General features: G+C 71.3%; 18 protein-coding genes. 12 read left to right on the forward strand and 6 right to left on the reverse strand.

All coding sequences use genetic code 11. The features are described 5' to 3' along the window. The first annotated feature begins 4 nt into the window (after nt 1-4). Nucleotides 5-832, forward strand: a complete 828-nt coding sequence (locus K8638_RS37550) for an ion transporter (protein ID WP_223759542.1) — start codon at nt 5-7, stop codon at nt 830-832. Here K8638_RS37550 and K8638_RS37555 read toward each other — a convergent pair. Continuing rightward, a complete protein-coding gene (locus K8638_RS37555) occupies nt 829-1,650 on the reverse strand; it encodes a sigma-70 family RNA polymerase sigma factor (RefSeq protein ID WP_223759543.1) in 822 nt (273 codons plus the stop codon). The genes K8638_RS37550 and K8638_RS37555 overlap by 4 nt on opposite strands. Nucleotides 1,651-2,052: 402 nt before the next feature. Between K8638_RS37555 and K8638_RS37560 the strand changes: the two genes are divergently transcribed. The 3 genes from K8638_RS37560 to K8638_RS37570 all read left to right on the forward strand — a co-directional run bounded on the left by K8638_RS37560 (nt 2,053) and on the right by K8638_RS37570 (nt 5,409). Beyond that, the gene (locus K8638_RS37560; protein ID WP_370644220.1) at nt 2,053-3,633 is read left to right on the forward strand and encodes a class I SAM-dependent DNA methyltransferase; all 1,581 of its coding nucleotides are present in this window, start codon (nt 2,053-2,055) and stop codon (nt 3,631-3,633) included. Nucleotides 3,634-3,748: 115 nt separating this feature from the next. Then, the gene (locus tag K8638_RS37565; protein WP_223759545.1) at nt 3,749-4,420 is read left to right on the forward strand and encodes a superoxide dismutase family protein; all 672 of its coding nucleotides are present in this window, start codon (nt 3,749-3,751) and stop codon (nt 4,418-4,420) included. Nucleotides 4,421-4,527: 107 nt separating this feature from the next. Continuing rightward, entirely contained in the window at nt 4,528-5,409 is an 882-nt protein-coding gene (locus K8638_RS37570; RefSeq protein ID WP_223759546.1) for a S9 family peptidase, read from the forward strand. Nucleotides 5,410-5,522: 113 nt separating this feature from the next. Here K8638_RS37570 and K8638_RS37575 read toward each other — a convergent pair whose 3' ends face one another. Together K8638_RS37575 and K8638_RS37580 are read right to left on the reverse strand one after the other, a co-directional pair. Then, nucleotides 5,523-7,802 (reverse strand): glutamine amidotransferase, encoded by a 2,280-nt coding sequence (locus K8638_RS37575; RefSeq protein WP_223759606.1) that lies wholly within the window; start codon nt 7,800-7,802, stop codon nt 5,523-5,525. Nucleotides 7,803-7,829: 27 nt separating this feature from the next. Next, nucleotides 7,830-8,588: a DUF4159 domain-containing protein gene (locus K8638_RS37580; RefSeq protein WP_223759547.1), complete on the reverse strand. Its 759-nt coding sequence runs from the start codon at nt 8,586-8,588 to the stop codon at nt 7,830-7,832. Nucleotides 8,589-8,645: 57 nt separating this feature from the next. Here K8638_RS37580 and K8638_RS37585 point away from each other — a divergent pair, with 57 nt between their 5' ends. From K8638_RS37585 to K8638_RS37600, 4 genes are all read left to right on the forward strand, one after another. Continuing rightward, nucleotides 8,646-8,909, forward strand: coding sequence for a molecular chaperone DnaJ (locus tag K8638_RS37585; RefSeq protein ID WP_223759548.1), 264 nt, complete (start codon nt 8,646-8,648; stop codon nt 8,907-8,909). 67 nt (nt 8,910-8,976) lie between these two features. Further along, on the forward strand, nt 8,977-9,690 hold the full coding sequence (locus K8638_RS37590) for a hypothetical protein (RefSeq protein ID WP_223759549.1): 714 nt from the start codon (nt 8,977-8,979) through the stop codon (nt 9,688-9,690). A gap of 91 nt (nt 9,691-9,781) precedes the next feature. Next, entirely contained in the window at nt 9,782-11,236 is a 1,455-nt protein-coding gene (locus K8638_RS37595; RefSeq protein ID WP_223759550.1) for a hypothetical protein, read from the forward strand. An 18-nt stretch (nt 11,237-11,254) separates the two neighbouring features. Further along, a complete protein-coding gene (locus tag K8638_RS37600; RefSeq protein WP_223759551.1) occupies nt 11,255-12,823 on the forward strand; it encodes a beta-ketoacyl synthase N-terminal-like domain-containing protein in 1,569 nt (522 codons plus the stop codon). Between the two features lie 16 nt (nt 12,824-12,839). On the opposite strand, the gene K8638_RS37605 is transcribed toward K8638_RS37600, so the two are convergent. Together K8638_RS37605 and K8638_RS37610 are read right to left on the reverse strand one after the other, a co-directional pair. Then, nucleotides 12,840-13,391, reverse strand: a complete 552-nt coding sequence (locus K8638_RS37605; protein WP_223759552.1) for a hypothetical protein — start codon at nt 13,389-13,391, stop codon at nt 12,840-12,842. A 110-nt stretch (nt 13,392-13,501) separates the two neighbouring features. Continuing rightward, entirely contained in the window at nt 13,502-14,608 is a 1,107-nt protein-coding gene (locus K8638_RS37610) for an RNA polymerase sigma factor RpoD/SigA (RefSeq protein ID WP_223759553.1), read from the reverse strand. Between the two features lie 68 nt (nt 14,609-14,676). Here K8638_RS37610 and K8638_RS37615 point away from each other — a divergent pair, with 68 nt between their 5' ends. Beyond that, on the forward strand, nt 14,677-17,103 hold the full coding sequence (locus tag K8638_RS37615) for a DEAD/DEAH box helicase (protein ID WP_223759554.1): 2,427 nt from the start codon (nt 14,677-14,679) through the stop codon (nt 17,101-17,103). A gap of 7 nt (nt 17,104-17,110) precedes the next feature. On the opposite strand, the gene K8638_RS37620 is transcribed toward K8638_RS37615, so the two are convergent. Next, nucleotides 17,111-17,617: a helix-turn-helix domain-containing protein gene (locus K8638_RS37620; RefSeq protein ID WP_223759555.1), complete on the reverse strand. Its 507-nt coding sequence runs from the start codon at nt 17,615-17,617 to the stop codon at nt 17,111-17,113. 63 nt (nt 17,618-17,680) lie between these two features. On the opposite strand from K8638_RS37620, the gene K8638_RS37625 reads away from it, so the two are divergent. The 3 genes from K8638_RS37625 to K8638_RS37635 all read left to right on the forward strand — a co-directional run bounded on the left by K8638_RS37625 (nt 17,681) and on the right by K8638_RS37635 (nt 21,710). Beyond that, nucleotides 17,681-18,910, forward strand: a complete 1,230-nt coding sequence (locus K8638_RS37625; RefSeq protein WP_223759556.1) for a Glu/Leu/Phe/Val dehydrogenase — start codon at nt 17,681-17,683, stop codon at nt 18,908-18,910. Between the two features lie 127 nt (nt 18,911-19,037). Then, nucleotides 19,038-20,255, forward strand: a complete 1,218-nt coding sequence (gene ilvA / locus K8638_RS37630) for a threonine ammonia-lyase (protein WP_223759557.1) — start codon at nt 19,038-19,040, stop codon at nt 20,253-20,255. 60 nt (nt 20,256-20,315) lie between these two features. Continuing rightward, nucleotides 20,316-21,710, forward strand: coding sequence for a tetratricopeptide repeat protein (locus K8638_RS37635; protein WP_223759558.1), 1,395 nt, complete (start codon nt 20,316-20,318; stop codon nt 21,708-21,710). The last annotated feature ends 90 nt before the right edge of the window (nt 21,711-21,800 follow it).

Raw genomic sequence — 21,800 nt, forward strand, 5'->3', positions numbered from 1 at the left:
CGCCGTGTCCAGGAAAACCGAGCAGAGCCCGGCGGGCGGCCTCCGCGCCCGGATGCACGAAGTCATCTTCGAATCCGACACACCCGCGGGGAAGTCCTTCGACATCGCCCTGCTGTGGGCCATCCTCTTCAGCGTCGCCGCGGTGATGATGGAGAGCGTGGCCGGGGTGCGCGAGCGGTTCGGCCTCGAGCTGCGCGCCCTGGAGTGGGGCTTCACGGTGCTGTTCACCGTGGAGTACGTGCTACGGCTCATCGCCGTCCGCCGGCCGCTGGCCTACGCGCTCAGCTTCTTCGGACTGGTGGACCTGCTGGCCATCCTCCCCACCTTCCTGAGCGTGTTCTTCCCCGGGGCCCAGTCCCTGCTGGTCATCCGGGCGGTGCGGATGCTGCGCGTCTTCCGCGTGCTCAAGCTGGCCCACCTGCTGGGAGAGGCGGAGGTGCTGCTCACCGCGCTGCGCGCCAGCCGGCCGAAAATCACCGTCTTCCTCGGCGGCGTGCTCAGCGTCGTCGTCGTCATGGGCTCGGTGATGTACCTGGTGGAGGGCGAGAAGCACGGCTTCGACAACATCCCCCGGGCCATGTACTGGGCCATCGTCACGATGACGACGGTGGGCTTCGGCGACATCACCCCCAAGACGGTGCTCGGGCAGTTCATCGCCTCCGTGCTGATGGTGCTGGGCTACGGCGTGCTCGCGGTGCCCACCGGCATCGTCTCCGTGGAGCTGGCCGCCGCCACCCGCCACTCCGTGGACACGCGCGCCTGCCCCGGCTGCGGCGTCCAGGGCCACGACCTGGACGCACGGTACTGCAAGAACTGCGGCCACTCCCTCTAGGGAGAGGCCCGCGCCGGCCCGGCGCCGTGGAGCGCCTGCCGCACCGCCGCGCGCACGGGCGCGGGCACCTCGTCCCCCGGAATGCGGCGGCAGAGGGAGACGGTGCGCTTGAGGGAGTCACAGGCCTCGGCGCAGCGCGGGCAGCGCCCCAGGTGCTCCTCGATGCGGGCACAGGCGGCCTGGTCGATGTCCTGGCCCGCGTACTCGGACAGCTCCTGGGCCAGCTCCGGGCAGCCATGTCCGCCGGCCGCGGCGTTCTCTCCCATGAGCGTGGCCAGGTGCTCGCGAAGCTGCATCCGCGCGCGGTGCAGCCGGCTCTTGAGCGCCCTCACCTCGATGCCCACCACCTTCGCGGCCTCCTCGGCGGACAGGCCCTCCACGTCCCGGAGGATGAGCGTCTCGCGGTAGTTCTCGGGCAGCGCGAGGATGGCGGCCTGGAGCACCTCTCCCATCTGCCGCGCATGGGAGACCTCGTCGGGAGGCTGCCCCTCGGTGGGCACCTCGGACGCGGCGGGTGAGTCGAGCGACAGGTGCTCCTCGGGCACGCCCGCCCGCCGGCGCCGCGTCCGGAAGCAGTGGCTGCGAGCCACCTGGTAGAGCCAGGTGGACAGCTCCGCGTCTCCACGGAAGGCGTGCAGGCCCTTGAAGGCGGTCAGCAGCGTCTCCTGGAGCACCTCCTTGGCGTCCTCCTCCGAGCCGCACATGCGCAGGCCGAACCGGTACACCTGGCGCTCATGACGGTTGAGCAACTCCTCCAGGGCACCCTCATCGCCCTGTCGTGCCGCCACAATCAGCTCTTCGTCACTTCTCGCCGCCATACCTGTCCTCCTCGAAGCCGCCCACCCCGGACCGGCTGACGGGGGAGCAGGCGCCCGGCCCCGCGTCCGCCATGCCGGAGAATGCTCATTCCACCGGCGTGGCGCCCACGGGGCGGAGAGTCGTTCGATAACGCGTCTTCAACGAATCGCTATCTCATCGGAGACCGCGCCAACCGCAAGGTCCTTCTCCGCGACGGGGCACGAAACGCATCCGCAGCCAGGGGTGCCCCCCGGCGGAGGCCGGGGCCGGGAGCGCGGCCGCCACCGTGTCCGGGACGACTCCGGCCTCCGACTCCAGGGCAGAGGGTTGACGCGAAAGCCACGGTAACGTTTTCCACTCACGCGCATTGGAGCGGAGCGGCCCCCGCACGGTATGGCGGTGGGTAGCATGGGGGGAACCGGATGCGGCGAGCTGGCTACAGGCAACGGGGGGTGGACGAGGAGAGGCTCGTCCATCAGTTCCCCGGGCTGGACCGCAAGGCGGTGGGCGCCTTCTTCACCCCCGCGCCGCTGGTGGAACGCACGCTGGCGCTCGCGCTGGCGCACCTGGGCGAGGGCCCGCTCACCGTGGTGGACCCGGCCTGTGGCGCGGGCGCGTTCCTCACGGCGGCGGCACGGCTGCGGCCCGACGCGCGGCTGTGCGGCCTGGAGCTGGACCCGGAGGTGGCGCGCGTCTGCCAGGCCCGGGTGCCCGGCGCGGACGTGCGCGCGGGCGATGCACTCCGGGGCGGGCTGGAGCCGCTGCTCGCCGCCACGCCGCCGGAGCACCGGGAGCTGTGGGTGGGCAACCCGCCCTACAACGGTACCTCGCCGGTGCTGAAGGACGCGGGCGCCTACGCCCGGCTGCGCGCGCTGCTGCCCCTGGCCCTGCCGCCCGGCACCAGCCTGCGCGACGACTTCGCCTTCTTCCTCCTGGTGGCCGCGCACCGGCTGGTGTCGCGCCCGGGAGTGCTCGCCTTCATCACCCCCGCGACGTTGCTGGACGCCTTCCTCTACGCCCCGCTGCGCCAGTCCCTGCTGGACACACTGGCCCTGCGGGAGGTGGTGGACCTGGGGCCCGGCGTCTTCCGTGGCACGCAGGTGCGCACCTGCATCACCGTGTGGTCCTCGCTGCCGGGCGCCCGCGCCGCGCCCCGCTTCGAGCGCCAGGACGGCGGCTGGCGGGACTTCACGCCCGTGGCGCCCGAGTGGCGTCTGGTCCCCACGGCGCCGGAGGCCGAGGCGCTGGACGCACGCTGGCGCGCGGAAGGTGAGCCGCTCACCACGCTCGTCCCGGTGAGCCTGCCCGGGGTGAAGACGCGCTTCGACGAGCTGCTGGTGGACGCGGACCCGGAGCGGCTGCTGGCCCGCCTGCGCGCCTTCGCCCTGGCCCGCGAAGAGGCGCTTCCCGACTTCGCCCGGGCGCATGGGCTCCCGGAGGCACTGCTGCCCAAGCTGCGCGCGCTGAAGGCGGGCCCGCCCCTGGAGGTGGACCCGGGCCACGTGCGTCCCTTCTTCCGCTACGGGGGCGCGCGCCACCGGGGCACGGTGCCGCCCGAGGCCCGCGCGTACTGCTACCTGGACCGGCGCCTCATCCCCCGCGGAGACCACCGGCTGCGCGGGCCGTATGACCCGCACCTGGGCGCGGTGAAGCTCCTCTTCAACGTGCGCGAGCTGCCCCTGTCGGCGGCGCTGCTGGAGGAGGAGGGCTGCGTCCACGACCACCGGCACGCCCGCTTCGCGCCGCTGTACGTCCCCCAGCGCCTGCGGGACGAGGGCCTGGTCGTCACCCGCTCCGTGTCGACGCTGGCGGAGCTGGGGCCGCTGGTGCCCAACCTCTCGCCCCGGGGGCAGGTCTGGGCGGACTCGCTGGGGGGGCCCCTGCCCGCCTTCCGGGCGCTCGTGCGGTTCCTCAACGGGCCCGAGGTCCAGGGCCTCTGGGCACCGGCCTTCGGTGCTTCACGCGTGGTGCCGGTGCCGCTGGGGAAGCCGGAAGCGAAGTGAAGGCTCCCAGTGGTTTCGCTCGCCGGCCCGCACGGTTTCCAGGGCGCCGGGCGCTCCGGGTGGCTAGTGTCCACCTTCGCTTCGTAGCGACCTACCCAGGAGGAAGGACCCACCCATGAAGATTCACTCCCTGCTGACCGCCGCCGCTCTCTTCGCCGCCGCTCCCGCGCTGGCCCAGGCCCCGCAGGCCGCGCCCAAGGCCCAGGAGAAGGCCAAGGGAGACAAGGCGCAGGCCGCGCCCCAGGCCCAGGACAAGGCCAAGGGCGAGAAGGCCCAGGGCCAGGGGGCTCCGGACGCGGGTGCGCCGGCGCAGGCCAAGAAGCCCGCGCCGAAGAAGGGAGAGACGGCGAAGGCCCTGGTGAAGGACGCCGAGGGCAAGGACGTGGGTGAAATCACGTTCGAGCAGACGGCCCAGGGCGTGCTGGTGAAGGGCACCCTGAGCAACCTGCCGCCGGGCCAGCACGCCTTCCACATCCACGAGACGGGCAAGTGCGAGGCCCCGGACTTCAAGACGGCGGGTGGCCACTTCAACCCGCACAAGAAGGCCCACGGCATCATGTCGCCCAAGGGCAAGCACGCGGGTGACCTGCCCAACCTCTACGTGGGCCAGGACGGCCGCGCGCAATTCGACTTCTTCGCCCAGAACGGACTCACCCTGAAGTCCATGTTCGACAAGGACGGCTCGGCGGCGATGGTGCACACCAAGGAGGACGACTACTACTCCGACCCGACCGGTGACGCGGGTGGCCGCATCGCCTGCGGCGTGGTGGAGAAGTCCCAGCAGTAGGTAGCCCGCGCGGCGGGTGCCTCTCCCTTCACGGAGAGGCCCCCCGCGCCTCCAGCGCCAGGGCGGCACTTGCAGGGGACCGCGCGTTGGAGTTGTAACCCGTCCCCATGCGACGACTCCCCGCCCGCTATTTCCCGCTCTACCTCGCGGCGGCCCTCCTGGCGCTCACCTCCGGCTGCCGCTGCACTCCGGCGGGAGAAGCCGCCAGAGAGGACTACGCCCAGGCGCGCAGCGGCTTCAAGACGACGCTGCTCCGGAAGGGGCCCTCTCCACAGGAGGGAGAAGCGGTCGAGGCCCTCCCGGGCGCGACCCGGGTGACCTATCGCTCGGGAGACCTGGACCTCACCGCGTTCGTCAGCGAGGTCCCCCAGGATGGGAAGAAGCATCCCGCGGTGCTCTTCCTCCACGGAGGCTTCGCGTTCGGCCAGGAGGACTGGGAGATGTCGGGCCCCCTTCGCGAGGCGGGCTTCGTGGTGATGACGCCCCTGCTGCGCGGAGAGAACGGACAGCCGGGCACCTTCAGCTTCTTCTATGACGAGGTGGACGACGTGCTGGCCGCGGCGGACGCGCTCGCCCGGGTGCCGGGCGTGGACGCCTCCCGCATCTACGTGTCCGGACACAGCGTGGGAGGAACCCTGGCGCTGCTGGCGGCCCAGTCCTCCCGCGCCTTCAAGGCCGCCACGTCGCTCTCCGGCTCTCCGGACCAGGAGGGCTTCATCGAGGGACGCGAGGACATCGTCCCCTTCGCCATGGCGGACCCGCGCGAAATCAAGATGCGCTCCCCCGGGGCCTTCGCCAGCAGCTTCAAGTGCCCCACCCGGCTCTTCTTCGGCAGCGAGGAGTCCTACTTCGGCGAGAAGTCCCTGAAGACGGCCCTGCACGCGCGGAAGGCCGGACTGGACGTGGATGCCCACTCCATCCCCGGCGACCACTTCAGCTCGGTGCCGGAGGGCCTCCAGAAGAGCATCGCGTTCTTCCGCGCCAACTGAGGCTCGCTTCGGAGAGCGGCGCGCTCAGGGCACCGGACGCGCCTCCTTCACCGGCGTGAAGCGCAGGTCCTGGAAGCCGTAGCCGAGGCGGCATGGCGCCGCGTGCCAGCCGCTCACACGTAGCCGAAGCGGCGCCGCGCGAACCACTCCGCGCCGAGCAGCCCGATGAGCGCCACCAGGTAGTACCAGCGGTCCCACAGCGGCTGGTCCTTGGCGCGGCCCACCTCCACCACCGGCGGGTCCAGCAGCGGCACGTCGGGCAGTCCGTCCTGGGGCAGCCTGTACGCCTTGCCCCCGGTGGCCTTCGCAATCTGCTCCATCAACTCCGGCCGCACCGAGGCGTCCGACAGTTCGGGCCCCACGGCGCGCACCGCCACCGCGTCCTCGCCCGAGCCCAGGTCCGTCTCGCCCTTCTTCGCCGAGGCCAGCAGCTTGTACGGGCCCGGCTCGGGCGGCGCGAACTCCAGCCGCACCACGCCGTCCGCCCCCGTGGTGCCCGTCTGCACGGCCACCGGCTTCTGCGCCGTCACGGAGAACAGCTCCACCCGCACCTGCGCGTCCAGCGCGGGCTGGTAGTCCGCCATCCGCGCCTGCACCACCACGCCCACGGGCCGCCCCGGCTCCACCGACGGCGGGTCCGCCGTCACCTTCAGCGTCGTCAGGTCCGGGTCCCTCACCAGCCACCGCAGCGCGTTGCCCCAGAAGCGGTCATACGCGCGGCTGGGCGAGCCATCCTTGTGCGCCGCGAAGGCCCAGTACCAGGACGCATCCGTGGCCATCACCAGGGAGCGGCCCCGGCCGTAGTCCCACACCGCCACCAGCGGCGCGTTCTTCCCGTTCGCCGTCAGGTGCGGGTGGTCCATCAGCACCGTGGCCCCGGGGCGCGCCGTCGTGAGGTTGGCGCCGGGAATGGGCGGCAGCTCCGCCCACGCGGCCTCCGTGCTCGCCGCGCCCGTGCCGATGGACGTCACCGGGTGGCGCAGCCCCTCCGGCGTCAGGCGGGGCGTGAAGAGCTCCGGGTTGGCGGGGCCGGCGGCCGCCACCGGCAGCGCCTCCATCAGCGTGGGCATCGTCGCCCGGCCCTCGCCCAGCACGCTGTCGCCGCCAATCATCACGAAGGCGCCGCCGTTGTGGATGTAGCGCTCCAGGTTCCGCTCGTACTCGGCGATGGACAGCGACGGGTCCGCGTGCCCGAAGTTCTGGAAGATGACGACGTCGAAGGTGTCCAGCTTCGTGTCGAAGATTTCCTCCATGGGGAACGGGATGAGGGACAGCTCGCGGTCGCTCACCACGCCCGGGTCATCCGACAGCGTGCGGAGGATGTAGAAGGACACCAGGTCCACGTTGGCGTCCTGCTTCAGCAGGCCGCGCAGGTAGCGCTCGTCCCACGAGGGCCGGCCCACCACCAGCAGCACACGCACGCGGTCCCGAATCACCTTCAGCGTGAAGGAGCGGCTGTTGTTGTCCGCCACCGCCTCGTCCGGGAAGGTGGGCACCGTCACCGTGTAGACGAAGCGCCCCGTCTGGTCCGGCGTGAAGGTGAAGGCCACCGGCTTCACGTCGTCCGACGACTCCAGGCGCACCGTCTTGCTCGCCACCGTCTTGCCTTCCTGGCTGAGCACCACCGGAATCTCGCGCCCGCTGAAGCCGCGGCCGTGAATCTCCACCTCCACGGTGAGCGAGTTGCGCACGAAGGCGAAGTCGTCCACCTTCAGCCCCTCCACCGCCAAATCTTTCAGCGCCTCCTGCCCCACGGTGAAGGTGGAGACGGGCACGTTCAGGTCCGCCAGCGCCGCGCGCGCCCGGCCCACCACGCCCGCCTTCAGCTCCGTGTTGTCCGCGCCGTCGCTGAACAGCAGCACGCCCGACAGCTTGCGCGAGCCCTGCCCCGCGCCCGCCGCCGAGCGCACCGCGGACAGCAAATCCGTGGTGCCCGCGCGCGCCGGCTCCTTCGCCAGCGACGCGGCCGTCACCGGCGCCAGCTCCGGGTCGAAGCCGTACAGCTCCACCGTGAAGCGGTCCTGCAAGGCCGCCAGCCGCGGCGCGGCCTTCTCCAGGAAGGAGGCCACCTGCGCGGTGCGCGTGGGGCCCCCGGGCTCCGTGGGGAAGCTCATGGAGGCGGAGCGGTCCACCAGCACCGCCACGCGGTTCTTCATCCGCGCCACCTGCAGGTGGCGGATGCCGGGCTCCAGCAGGAAGAAGAACGCGGCCACGCCCGCCCCCACCCGCAGGGCCCAGAGGAGGACACGGCGCCCGCGCGAGGGCTCGCGGCGCACGCCCCAGGCGGCCAGCGCCACCCCCAGCACCAGTCCGAGGGCGAGCAGCACCAGCGCCCACGGAGGCAGCGGGGAGAGGCTGACGAACTTCCAGGCGTTGAAGGTGGGCGGGTTCATCCAGGCTTTCGGCATCGGGCCGGGGCTTCAGCGCCGCTTGTTGAGGATGAGCTGAAGGTGGACGGCGTCGTCCTTGTAGTCCAGGCAGAGGGCATACATGCAGATGTTGATGCCCAGCCGCACGGCCAGCTCGCGCTGGGGCTCTCCGCCGGGGGACACGTCGAACTCGAAGTCGCCGGACTCGCTGCGGCTCCACGCGCCGGCCAAATCGTTCTGCGAGTAGAGCACCGCGGCGCGCTTGCCCAGCATGGCCCCCATCAACTGGGGCTTGTTGAGCAGCCGCCCCGGCGCCGAGTCCAGCATGAAGAAGGACTTGAACACCACGTGGCTGGAGGGCACCGGCGCCAGCGGGTTCTGCGGCAGCACGCGCGCCATCTCCCGGCGGAAGGCGCTGTCGAAGCCGTCCCCGTCGCTGCCGTCGTTGGCGTCCGCCAGCAGGAAGCCGCCGTAGGTGAGGTAGCGGCGCAGGTTGGCCACCTCCGCCTCGGTGAGCGCGGGGAAGCCGCCCTCGCCGCCGAAGTAGAGGAAGGGGTACTCGAAGAGCTCCGGCGAGCTGAGCGCGAAGGGGCGCGCGTCCGGCACCACCTCCACGGAGGTGCGGCGCTGCAGCTCCCAGGCGATGCGCCGCAGCCCGGACAGGCGCGAGTCCCAGCGGCCGCCGTGGCGGGCCACCGCGGGGATGAAGCGGCTCTTCTCGCCAAAGGCGTCCGCCCGCCGGGACAGCAGCGGGACGAGCGCGGCGGAGCCGAGCAGGAGGTTTCGACGCGTCAATCGCCGGGCGGACATGGAGCGTTTCTATATACCGTCGACGGGTGCTCGCATTCCCCGGTATAGAGGGGCCCCATGGCAAAAGGCGGACAGACGCTCCCGGAACCCGGCTCGGCGGAGGTCCGGGCCGCCTGGGCCCGGAAGGAGGCGGGTGACGTGGCCGGCGCCCGGCGCGACGCCGAGCGCATCCTGGCGGGCAACCCCTCCCCCGAGGACCGGGCGGAGGCGGAGGAGCTGCTCCGGCGCACCTCCACGCCCCGCGACCTGTACGGCTACGCCCTCCTGGCCGCCGCCGTCTTCATCGTGCTGCTGATGCTGGCGCTATCCCGGTACGCATAAGCTAGAGAGGTGGTCCGCGCGTCCGTCCCGGCCGCGCACCGCTTCGAAGAAGCAAGGAGATGGAGCCATGGAAGGCCTCCTCCAGGCCCTCAAGGCGTACCAGACGTTCAACCCCTCCGGCTGGGTGGGCATCTACCGGCTGCTGCCCATGTGGGGCGGCATCGTCTGCTGCGTCGCCGGGGTGACACTGCTGCTGGTGGGCGGAGGCAGGCTGTTCCGCGTGCTGGCGGGCCCCATCGGCGGCGTGCTGGGCCTGCTCTGGACGCAGGTCGTCGTCACGAAGCTGGGCCTGCCGGCGGAGATGCTGGGCGGGCGCCTGCCCACCGTCGTCGCGGTGGTGCTGCTCGCCATGGGCTTCCTCTTCCCGCCGGCCATCACCTTCCTGGGCCTGGGCGTGCCGCTGGGCCTCGTCGCCGGGCAGATCGCCGGGCCCCAGGACTTCCTGCTGGGCTTCGCGCCGGGCTTCATCATCGGCGGGCTGGTGGGCGCGCTGCTCCACCGTCAGGTCAGCGTGCTGGTCGCCTCGGCGGTGGGCGCGTGGGTGCTGGTCATCGGCGCGCTCGCGGCGCTGCACCAGTTCGGCGGGCTGGTGGCGGCGGTGGCCGGCCGGCCGTGGGGCGTCATCGTCGCGGCGGGCCTCTTCGCCGTGGCGGGCGCCGTGTACCAGCTGGCGGTCCGCCCTTCTCCCGAGCAGGCGGACAAGGAGCGCGCCGAGCGCGAGCGGCTGAAGCAACGACAGGCGGAGCAGCGGGCGCTCGAAAAACGGTGGGGGGTCAAGTAACGGGCCCTCCCCTCCGGGCCGTGCTTTACGTCCAGCGGCCCGGCGCGTACATTCCGCCGCCTTTCCCCCCGGAATCCCCCCGTAAGGACTGATGGGCCAGGCCAGGCGCAAGGAGAAGGAAAAGCAACAGGACGTCCCCGCGGCGCCCGCTCCCCAGCAGGAGGCCCCCGCCTCCCACGCGTGGGTGAAGCCCGTGGGGTTGTCCCGCAGGGGTTGGGCCGTGCTCGCCGGCCTCATCCTCCTCATGCAGGCGCCCCTCATCCACTACGCCCTCTTCCGCGGTGAGGCGGACGTGACGGCGGCGTTGCCCTACTCGCAGGACTTCTCGGACCCGGCCGTGGTGGAGCGCGACTTCTTCACCACCGGTGGCTTCTGGCGCACGGTGCGCGGCGAGCTGCTCGCCCCGGGAGTGAAGAACAACCCCCTCTGGCTGCAGGCTCCCCTGCCGGACGATGTGGCCGTCGAGTTCGACGTGCGGTCCGAGTTCCCGGAGGGCGACATCCGGGTGGAGATTTTCGGCAACGGCGTGGACCCTTCCTCGGGCTACGTGCTGGTGCAGGGCGGCTGGAACAACTCCCTGTCCGTCCTCGCCCGCAAGGACATGAACGCGCCCTCGCTGGACGCGCTCAAGCGCCGCGCCGCCCGCGTCGCCGAGTCCGGGGGTGGCCAGGGCGCCGACCTCGTGAGCAGCGGCGTCTTCAAGGAGGACACCCAGGTGCGCGTGGAGGCCCGGGGTACCCCGGTGCAGGCGGGCCGCACGTACCACTGGCGCATCGAGCGCCGCGGCTCGCTGCTGCGCTGGTCCGTCGACGGCGAGACGCTGCTGGAGCTGGACGACCCGTTCCCGCTCAAGGGCCCGGGCCATGACCGGCTGGGGCTGTCCGGCAACGAGTCCCAGATTTTCTACGACAACCTGCGCGTGGACACGCCCGACCGGCTGCCCGCCACCGCGCCCCGGGCCGCCGCGCCCCCGCCGCCGCCCGGCCCCTACGCGGACGACTTCAACCGCTCCGAGCTGGGCGACGCGTGGAACGTCACCAACCCCTCCGCGGTGAGGCTGGTGGACGGCGCGCTCGTGGTGGAGCTCGCCCACAACCGCCCCGTGTGGCTGAAGCGGCCCATCCCCACCAACGCCACCATCGAGTTCGACGCCTGGACGGAGAACCCCGAGGGCGACATCAAGGTGGAGGCCTGGGGCGACGGCCGTTCCTTCTATGCCGGCGACCTGCGGCTGCAGTACACGGCCAGCGGCTACGTCTTCATCTTCGGCGGCTGGCGCAACACCCAGTCCGCCATTGCCCGTCAGCACGAGCACACCAACGACCGCGCGGTGCGCGACGGCGCGGCGGTGGTGGCCGGCAAGCGCCACCACATCAAGATTACCCGCCGCGGAGGCCACCTCGCGTGGGAGCTGGATGGCCAGCCCTTCCTCACCCTCCAGGACCCCGCTCCGCTGGAGGGGCCGCGCAACCAGTACTTCGGGTTCTCGGGTTGGAAGACCCGTGTCCACTTCGACAATCTGAAAATCGAGCCGCTCTCCCCCTAGCGGCAAGGAAGCCCTCCCGTGCGTAGAGTCGGAATCTTCGGCTGGGGCGTCGTCGCCCCCCGGTCCAGGAACATCGAAGCTTTTGAGAGGAACCTCTCGTCCTCCGAGAGCTGGCTGTCTCCCTTCAACGGCTTCGGGCCGGACAACTTCCTCGTCGGCATGCCGGAGTTCGACCTGGCGGAGTACAAGCCATGGATTGACGCCCGCTTCCCCGGCAGCCGCTTCTCCCAGCTCGAGCGGAAGATGGGCCAGCCGACGCAGTTCGCCATCGGCGCCTTCATCCAGTCGCTCTCGCAGAACCCCGGCCTGGAGCAGGAGCTGCAGGCGCTGGGGCCCCGCGCCCACGTCTATGTGGGCACCGGCCTGGGAGACCTGCCCACCATCCAGGCCATCTCCCTGGACCTGTACCGCGCCCAGCGCCGGTGGGACCGCTTCTGGGCGGCCCCGGAGCGCAACGCCGTCCTGCGCCAGTGGCTGGAGACGCGCGAGCCGCTGCCCGGCCTGCCGCCGGAGCCCTCCACCGTGGACGAGGCCACGCGCGACGAGGCCGAGGACGCCTGGTGGCACTACTGGGCCGGCCGCTCCACCGAGCTGCGCGAGTACCTGGCGGAGCTGCGCGAGATTGAAGCCCTCGGCGTGCCCGACGAGGGCGACGTCGAGTCCGCCAAGCTGGCCGTCATCAAGGAGAAGCGCACCCGCAACGCGCGGCTGCAGAAGAAGTGGAGCTCCCCGGAGCCGCCCTGGAACTCGGTGTCCTCCAACGTGCTGTGGAACATCCACAACACGCCCGCCTCGCAGATTTCGATGCTGGGGCACATCACCGGCATGACGTTCGCCCCGGTGGCCGCGTGCTCCTCCTTCGGCTACGGCCTGAAGCTGGCCATCAACGCCATCCAGCTCGGCCAGGCGAAGGCCGTCGTCATGGGCATGACGGACGCGGCACCGAACCCGCTCGTCGTGGGCGGCTTCTACAACGCCCGCGTCATCTCCGCGGACGCCGCCGTCTCCAAGCCCCTCACCGCACTGCGCGGCACGCACATCGCCGGCGGCTCGGTGGTGTGGGTGCTGGGAGACTTGGAGCACTTCACCGCCAGGGGCTTCAAGCCGCTGGGCATGGAGCCGGTGTCCGTGGGCGTCACCGCGGACGCGGACCACATCATCACCCCGTCCAAGGAGGGCCCCACGCTGGCCATCCGCGAGGCGCTGGACGCCGCCGGCGCCACCCCGGCGGACATGGGGAGCTGGGATTTGCACGCCACCGCCACCCCGGGTGACTTCCTGGAGGTGCAGAACCTGCGCGACGTGCTGCCCGAGTCGGTGCTGATTACCGCGCGCAAGGGCACCTTCGGCCACGGCATGGCGGCGGGCGGCGGCTGGGAGCTGACGGCCCAGTACCTCGGCTACGGCCAGGGCAAGGTGTACCCCACGCCGCTGAAGCAGGCGGAGCTCAACAAGCAGATTTCCCGCGTCCACGGCCGCTTCGTCTTCGACGAGGCGGTGGCGGCGCCCGCGGGCTGCGCGGGCAAGCTGTCCATGGGCGTGGGCGGCATCAACGCCTGCGTGATTTCGCGCCCCTGGAAGAAGTAGGAGCGCGAGGAGGGCTTCAGGGGTGGGCGCTCTTCGCGTCCGCCTCCAGCCTCGCGGCCGCCTCGGGGTCGATGCGCTGGAGCAGCTCCAGCTCCATCTGCAAGTCCCTGGCGAAGGTCTGCTGCGTGGGCAGCGAGCTGCGGGCGCCGCCGCCGGAGATGGCCACCGCCCGCTCCGTGCGCGTCCTCACCACGCCGTCCGTGTAGTTGGTGCCAATCTCCTGCGTGGTGCGGTCCAGCCGCTGCACCCGCAGCACGCAGCCCCCGTCCGCCCGGGAGACGCCCTCCACCAGGAACTTGGAGGAGGTGGTGGGGCCCAGCGTGCCGCCCCCGGACTCACGCCACTCCGTCTCCAGCACGTAGCGGCCCGGGTTCTCCCGCCACGAGTAGCCCTTGTCATTCATGACCTCGTGCACGCGCGGCCAGATTTCCGCCAGCGGCTTCCGGTAGACGTGCTCCGCCGCCTTGTCCCGCATGTAGTTCTTCCGGAGCGAGCCGGAGCAACCGGTGAGCACCATCAACATGGCGATGGCGAGACACACTCCCGCGAAGCGGGTGATGCGGTACATGCGAAGGCCCCCTGAAGTCCGAGATGAACGGCGCCGGGCGGCCAGCATACCGCCCCCGCCCGGCGGTGTATCCCGGGGCTCCCTGGCTGTCCGGCCTAGCTCCGGGGCCGTCAGACCTTTGGTGTTGCAACGAGGTCGAAGTCGGGAATCTGCTCGCGCATGAACTCGCGCATCCGGTTGATGAGGGCGGCCTCAATCTGCCGGGCGCGCTCGCGGCTGACGCCGTACTTGTCGCCGATGTCCTGGAGCGTGAGGGGCTCGTCGGAGACGAGGCGGTTCTCGAAGATGAAGCGCTCCTTGCCCTCCAGCGTCCGGGCGAACTCGGCCAGCTTCTCGTGGAAGAGGGCCTTGAGCTGCTCGGCGCCGAGCCGCTCGTCGGCGGGCATGGCGGCGGAGGGCAGGTAGCGGTCGGCGCGCGTCGCGCCCGAGTCCTCGTCCCCGCGCAGCGGCGCGTCGATGGACACCTCGTCGTGCCCCAGCCGCTGGTCCATCTCCACCACGTCCTGCTCGCTGACGTTGAGCCGCTCCGCCAGGAGCTTGGGGCTGGCCTCGAAGCCCTGGGCGATGAGCTTCTCCTGCTCCTGGCGCAGCTTGAAGAAGAGCTTCCGCTGGGCCTCGGTGGTCCCCAGCTTCACCATCTTCCAGTTGTCCATGATGTAGCGGAGGATGTAGGCGCGAATCCACCACGCGGCGTAGCTGCTGAGCTTCACTCCGCGTTCGGGGTCGTACTTCTTCACCGCCTGCATCAGCCCGATGTTGCCCTCCTGGACGAGGTCCAGGAGGGAGAGCGGGTTGCGGTGGTACTCGTGTGCCAGCTTGACGACCAGGCGCAGGTTGGAGGCCACCAGCCGGTAGGCCGCCCCCACGTCCCCCGTGTCGCGGTACTTCCGGGCGAGGGCGACCTCCTCCTCCCGCGTCAGCAGGGGGTGGCGCTGCACCTCCGCCATGTAGGCCTGGAGGGGGTCCTTCGTGGCCAGCCCCGAGTCCGCCACCCGGGCCAGGGCCTGGGTGGGCACGGCGGGGGTGGACAGGTCCACGTCGGACTCCACCTCGGCCAGCTCCGAGGGGTCCGGCTCCAGGGCGTCCGGGTCGGCCGACGCCCCGGGCCCTTCCGCCTCGGGCTCCACGACCTCCGCCTCGACGACCTCCGCCGTGGCTGGCCGCTTCGCGCGAGGGCGGGGGGACGCTCCTTTGGTTCTCTTCCTCCCATTCGCCATGGGCACTCCATACAGCAAAGTGCTGCGATTGTTGCCAGAGGGTAATGCAGGGGCTATGCCCATGCTTGATGAGCGACAACCCAGAGACCACGCCGGGCAGTCCGGCGCCTGACGAAGCCCCGATGCGTCCCGCCGAGTACGTCGCGGACATCGGCTTCGACGACATGAACCTCTCCGAGCCCCTCCGCCTCGCACTGGCGGAGCGCGGTTATACCCACCCCACCCCCGTCCAGGCGCGCGCCTTCCGGCCCGCCATGGAGGGACGAGACCTCATCGTCCGCAGCAAGACGGGCACCGGCAAGACGGCCGCGTTCGGCCTGCCCCTGCTGGAGAAGATTCCCGCCGACGAGAAGAAGGTCCGCGCCCTCATCCTCTGCCCCACCCGCGAGCTGGCGCTCCAGGTGGCGGACGAGCTGAAGATGCTCGCCAAGCACAAGGGCGTGAAGGTGGCGGCCATCTACGGCGGCGCCTCCATGAAGCAGCAGGAGGACGCGCTCGAGGAGGGCACCCCCATCATCGTCGGCACCCCCGGCCGCGTGTTCGACCACATCAACCGCGGCAACCTGAAGCTGGAGGGGTGTGACCACGCGGTGCTGGACGAAGCGGACGAGATGCTCAACCAGGGCTTCTACGAGGAGGTCACCCGCATCCTCGACCGCCTCCCGAAGACGCGGCAGGTGCTGCTCTTCAGCGCCACCGTCCCCACCGACATCCAGAACCTCATCGCCCGCTACACGACGAACGCGGAGACGCTGCTGCTGTCCGGCGACGTCTTCACGGTGGAGCACATCCACCACATCCGCTACGACGTGTCGGACGCCTTCCCCAAGCCGCGCAACCTCATCTACGTGCTGGAGAAGGAAGAGCCGCAGAACGCCATCATCTTCTGCAACACGCGGGATGACACGGCGCTGGTGACGGCGGTGCTCAACCGCAACGGCTTCGACGCGGAGCTGCTCAACGGAGACCTGCCGCAGAAGGAGCGCGAGCGGGTGATGGGCAAGGTGAAGCGCGGCGAGGTGGCCTTCATGGTGGCCACGGACATCGCGGCGCGCGGCATCGACATCTCCGGCCTGGAGTACGTCATCAACTACTCGCTGCCGGAGGACGCGGCGGTGTACCTGCACCGCGTGGGCCGCACCGGCCGCATCGGCAACAAGGGCACCGCCATCAACCTCTTCTCCGGCCGCGAGCTGGCCACGTACACCACGCTGGAGAAGAAGTACGGCATCAAGTTCGAGAAGCGCGAGATGCCGGCGCCCGAGGAGGCGATGCGGCTGTGGACCGAGCGCCACGTGCGCGAAATCCACGAGGCGGCCGGCTCCTCCATCTTCGAGGGCTTCCTGCCCCTGGCCTCGCAGCTCAAGACGCGCCCGGACGCGGACGACCTCATCGCCTTCCTGCTGAAGTACTTCTTCAGCCACCTGCGCATGGAGAAGGCGGCGGCGGCCGCCGCGGCCGAGGGGCGCGAGCCCCCGCAGGAGCGCAAGCCGGAGGCCCGCGAGGGCGGGCGCCGGGAGCGCGGCGAGAAGCGCGAGCGCGGCGAGAGGCGGGAGCGCGAGGAGCGGCGCGAGCGTCCGGCGGCGCGCGCGGAGCGTCCCGAGCGGGCGGAGCACGCGGAGCGCGAGCGGCGCCCCCGGCGCGACGAGCCCCGGCGTGAGCGCGGCGGCGGCGCGGCGGCGCTGGAGGCCGGCCCTGGCGAGGTGAAGCTGTGGGTCAACCTGGGCACGGCGGACGGCCTGGGCCCGGGCAGCATCGCCACGGCGCTGGAGGACGCGGGCGCCCCGGTGGGGAAGATGGTGCGCGCGGAGCTGCGCCCCACCTTCGCGTACGTCTTCGTCGCCGAGGACGACGTGGCGGCCTTCGAGGCGCTCAACGGCAAGCAGCACGGCACCAAGACGCTGCGCGTGGAGCGCAGCAAGCCGCGCACCGAGCGCGAGTCCACGCCCCGCCCGCCCCCGTCCCCGGACGCGGGCCCCGGCGAGGTGAAGCTGTGGACCAACCTAGGCATGGATGACGGCATGGACGAGGCGAAGCTGCCCGCCGCGCTGGAGGCCCTGGGCGCTCCGGCCGGCAAGGTGCTTCGCACCGTGCTGCGCCCCACGTACGGCTACGCCTACGTGGCCGAGGCGGACGCGCCCGCGTTCGAGGCCCTCAACGGCAAGCAGCACGGCGAGAAGGCGCTGAAGGTGGAGCGCCACCGCCCGCGTGGGGCCCGCGAGGAGCGCCGGCCGCGCGCCGAGGCCCTGCCGGACGTGCCGGGCCAGACGCGCCTGTGGGTGGGCCTGGGCCGCCAGGACGGGCTCGATGAGGCGGGTGTCACCAGCGCGCTGGAGGCCGCCGGGGCCCCCGCGGGCAAGGTGCTGCGCATGGACCTGCGCCCCACCTACGCGTACGTCTTCGTCGCCGACGAGGACGTGGCCGGCTTCGAGACCACCCATGGCAAGCCGCACGGCGACCGCACGCTGAAGGTGGAGCGGGCGAAGAAGAAGTAGCCGGGGGCTACTCCCCCGCGGTGCCCGCTCCGGCCGCCTTCCTGCGCCGCTCACGATGGTAGTGGGCGGTGCACAGGCTCCGGGCGAGCACCGGCCGGCCACACCCGGGCTCACCGCAGCGCGCGGGCTCGGGCGTGGACGTCGCAGCCCTCTCCGGAGCCGCCTCGCTGAACATCACCTCCGCCACCGCCAGCAGCCGGTCCACCTCGGCCCGCGACAGCCGGCGTGCCCGGACGAAGGCCTCCAGCCGGTGCACGCCCGCGTCCTGCGCGTCGTCCACGCGCAGCAACTCCCACAGCGGGAGCTCCAGCGCGGACGCCACCTGGAGCAGCGTCTCGTAGCTGGGGCTGCGCTCGCCGCGCTCCAGCAGGGACGCGAAGGAGACGGAGATGCCGCAGCGGGCGGCGAAGTCCTCCTGGGTGAGGCCCCGGCGCTCTCGCAGCGCGCGGATGCGCCGGGCCAGTCCGTGCAGGTGGCCACTCGCGGGGGAAGCATCTGGAGGGCCGGAAGGCATTGGCAGTTTCCTATGGTAGCGCACCCCTTCTGTTAAGGTCTCGCGCGAGGAGCATTCGAAGCCATGAGCGCCGTCGAGGGAACCAACTACTTCTTCCGCAAGGCCGCGCGGATCATGGACGTGGGCACCCCCATCGAGACGCTGCTCGCCACGCCACTGCGCGAGGTGAAGGTGCAGGTCTCCATCGAGATGGACTCGGGGGAGATTCGCACGTTCCTCGGCTACCGGATTCAGCACGACAACAGCCGCGGCCCCATGAAGGGCGGCCTGCGCTACCACCCGCTCCTGGACCAGGACGAGTGCTCGTCGCTCGCCTCGCTGATGACGTGGAAGACGGCGGTGGTGAATGTGCCCTATGGCGGCGCCAAGGGCGGCATCGCCTGCGACCCGTCGCAGCTCAGCCTCAAGGAGCTGGAGCGGCTGACGCGCAAGTACGTGGACCAGGTGCAGGACGTCATCGGCCCCACGCGGGACATCCCCGCCCCCGACGTCAACACCAACCCGCAGGTGATGGCGTGGATCATGGACCAGTACTCGCGCTACCACGGCCACTCGCCGGCGGTGGTGACGGGCAAGCCCCTGGAGCTGTACGGCTCCAAGGGCCGCGAGGCCGCCACCGGGCGCGGGCTGCTCTACGTGTGCCGTGAAATCCTGAGGGATTTGGGCCTGCCGGTGAAGGGCACGCGCTTCGCGCTGCAGGGCTTTGGCAACGTGGGCAGCCACACCGCGCAGCTGCTCTGGGAGGACGGCGGCGTGGTGGTGGCGGTGTCGGACGTGCTGGGCGGCGTGCGAAACCCGCAGGGCCTGGACATCCCCTCCCTCTTCGAGCACGTGAAGCGCACCGGCACGGTGACGGGCTTCACGGGCGGCGCGCCGTGCAGCAACGAGGACGTGCTGGCGGCGGACTGCGAGGTGCTCATCCCCGCGGCGCTGGGCCACGTGCTCACCCGGGAGAACGCCCACGCGGTGCGCGCGAAGCTCATCATCGAGGGCGCCAACGGCCCCACCCAGCCGGAGGCGGACGAAATCTTCGAGAAGCGCGGCATCTTCGTGGTGCCGGACGTGCTCGCCAGCGCGGGCGGTGTGACGGTCAGCTACTTCGAGTGGGTGCAGAACCTCCAGCACCTCTCCTGGGAGGAGGAGCGCGTCAACGCGGAGCTGGAGAAGACGATGAAGGAGGCCTACGAGCGCGTGGCCCAGGTGGCCCGCTCGCGCAAGGTCTCCATGCGGACGGCGGCCTACATCCTCGCCATCGGCCGGGTGGGCAAGGCCACCGTGCTGCGCGGCATCTGACGCACCCCGCCAGGGGCGCCGGATGTCCTCCGGCCAACGCGGCGCGGCGCGGCGGGACAGGCGGAAGGACGTCCGCCCGCCGCGTGTCTCTTCCGCCCGGGGCCCGCATCCGCTACACGCGCCCCACATGGTCACCCTCCAGGACATCCTCGCCGCGCGTGAGCGCCTTCGCGAGTCCATCCGTCCCACGCCGTGCCCGCAGTCCGACTACTTCACGGAGAAGACGGAATGCGCGGCGGTGTACTTCAAGATGGAGAACCTGCAGCGCACCGGCGCCTTCAAGGAGCGCGGGGCGCTCAACAAGCTGCTGACGCTCTCCCCGGACGAGCGGCGCCGGGGCGTCATCGCCGCGTCGGCCGGCAACCACGCGCAGGGCGTGGCGTACAACGCGCTCCGGCTCGGAATCAAGGCGACCATCGTCATGCCGGAGCGCACGCCGCTCATCAAGGTGTCGCGCACGCGTGACGAGTACAAGGCGCGCGTGGTGCTCAAGGGCTCCAACTACGACGACGCGTACGCGGAGGCGCTGCGCATCCAGAAGGAGGAGGGACTCGTCTTCGTCCACCCCTTCAACGACCCGCATGTCATCGCCGGCCAGGGCACCATCGGCCTGGAGTTGCTGGAGCAGTGCCCGGACCTGGAGGTGGTGCTCGTCCCCATCGGCGGCGGAGGGCTCATCTCCGGCGTCGCCTGCGCGCTGAAGGAGCAGAAGCCGGGCATCCGCGTGGTGGGCGTGCAGACGTCCACCATCGCCAGCATGAAGGCGTCCCTCGAGGCCGGCCACCTCGTGGACCTCCCGGCCGCGGGCACCACGATTGCGGACGGCATCGCGGTGAAGCGGGTGGGCGAGCTCACCTTCCCCATGGTGCGCAAGTACGTGGATGACGTGGTGGCGGTGGACGAGGAGGAAATCGCCGCGGCCATCCTCACGCTGCTGGAACAGGAGAAGAGCGTGGTGGAGGGCGCGGGCGCGGTGGGCCTGGCCGCGCTGCTCAGCGGCGACGTGCCCATGGCGAAGGGCCGCCGCACGGCCATCATCCTCAGCGGCGGCAACATCGACATGAACGTCATCAGCCGCATCATCGAGCGCGGCCTCGTGAAGACGGGACGGCTGGTGCAGCTCGAGGTGCGGCTGCCGGACCGGCCCGGCATGCTGGCGAAGCTCACCACGCAGGTGGCCGACCTGCGCGCCAACGTGGTGGAAATCCATCACGAGCGCGCCTTCTCCAAGGCGGGCCTGGGCGAGGCCATGGTGGAGGTGACGCTGGAGACCACCGGCCCCGGCCACATCGAGGAGCTGATGCAGGCCCTGCGCGGGCTGGGCTGGCAGGTGGCCCGCAAGTAGTACACGGCGGGGCCGCGGGGGCCTTGCGCCAGCGCGCGGGGGCTCGGTCATACTGGGGTCATGAGTACCCTCCTGCTCGCCCTGCTCATCGCCGCCGCCCCGCCTCCGTCCGCACAGAAGGCGAAGGAGCTCGCCGCCCGCCGCGCCTGGGAGGAGCTGTACCTGGCCTTCGCCTCGGGTGACGTGGCGGGCGTACCGGAAGCCCAGCGCCGCACCATCTCCGGCGCGCTGCTCAAGGGGTGCGAGGCCCTGCTGGAGGAGGACGCGGTGATGGCGTACTCGCTGGGCGAGCGCGCCGTGGTGTTCGACGCGTCCGCCGGAGCCCTGAAGTGCCTTGCCCGCTCCGCTCGAAAGACGGACCAGCGGGCCGCCGCGGAGACCGCCCTGCGCAAGGGCCTGGAGCGGCACCCGAAGGACGGCGCCTTCGGGCTGGAGCTGGGCAGGCTGCTGCTGGAGGAGCAGGACGCCGCGGGAGCCCTGGCGGTGTTGGAGAAGGTACCGCCCCGCTCGCGCGAGGGCGCGGAGGCGAAGCGGCTGATTCAGCAGGCCCGCGCGAAGACGAGCGAGGAGGGCCAGGCGCGCAAGGAGGCCGAGCGCCTGGAGCGGTTGATGAACGGCAAGCCCGGCACGGGGCGGCGCCCCTCGGGCACCGCCCTGGAGAACGCACCCGCGGTGGGCAACGGCGGCAAGGGCGACACGCGCGCGGTCAGCCTCACGTACGAGTCCGGCACGGACCCGCGGGGCATGCGCACGCGCTCCAACGGGCGCTTCGTCATCCGCTACTTCAACAACGAGCGCGACTTCAGCCAACGCGCCGAGTACGAGGGCCGCATCGTCTCCGCGCTGGAGGAGGCATATGACTTCACCCGGAGCATGCTGGGCGAGGCCCGCGAGTCGCCGGTGGATGTCATCCTGTACACACGGGAAGAGTTCAGCGTCCACTTCGGGGCGCGCCGGGCGCGCGGGGTGGCCGGGCTCTACTCGGACGACGCCATCCGCATCAATGACGCCGCGGAGCTGACCCAGCAGACCCGGGCCACCCTGGTGCACGAGTACGTGCACGCGGCGCTGGACGACTTCTGCGACAAGGGCGGCCACCTCCTGCCCACCTGGCTCAATGAGGGGCTGGCCGAGTACGTCGAGTGGCGCTACCTGGGTCGGGAGGAACCGGAGCGGGTCGTCCACAACGCCCTGGTGAGCGCGGCCAAGGCGAACCGGCTGCCCAAACTGGCGGAGATGGGGGACCAGACCCTCATGTACACCCGGAGCCCGGCCCTCTCGTACGGCACCTCCGGCGTGGCCGTGCGTGAGCTGGTGCGAAGGGGGGGGACGGGCCGGCTCCTCACCTTCACTCGCGAGCTGTGCCGGGGCAAACCCCTGGAGGAGGGACTGCGGGACCACTACGGGGAAACCCTTGCGACGATGGACGAGGAGGTGCGGGCCGCCTTCCAGTAGGGGAGGCTGCCAGCCAAGCCCGGTCCATTTGGTTTACCCCTCCCCGGGAGTCCCCTACACTCACAGCCCCCTATTTACGCTGCGGCAGGA

Source organism: Myxococcus sp. RHSTA-1-4, from assembly GCF_020037125.1.
GTDB lineage: Bacteria > Myxococcota > Myxococcia > Myxococcales > Myxococcaceae > Myxococcus.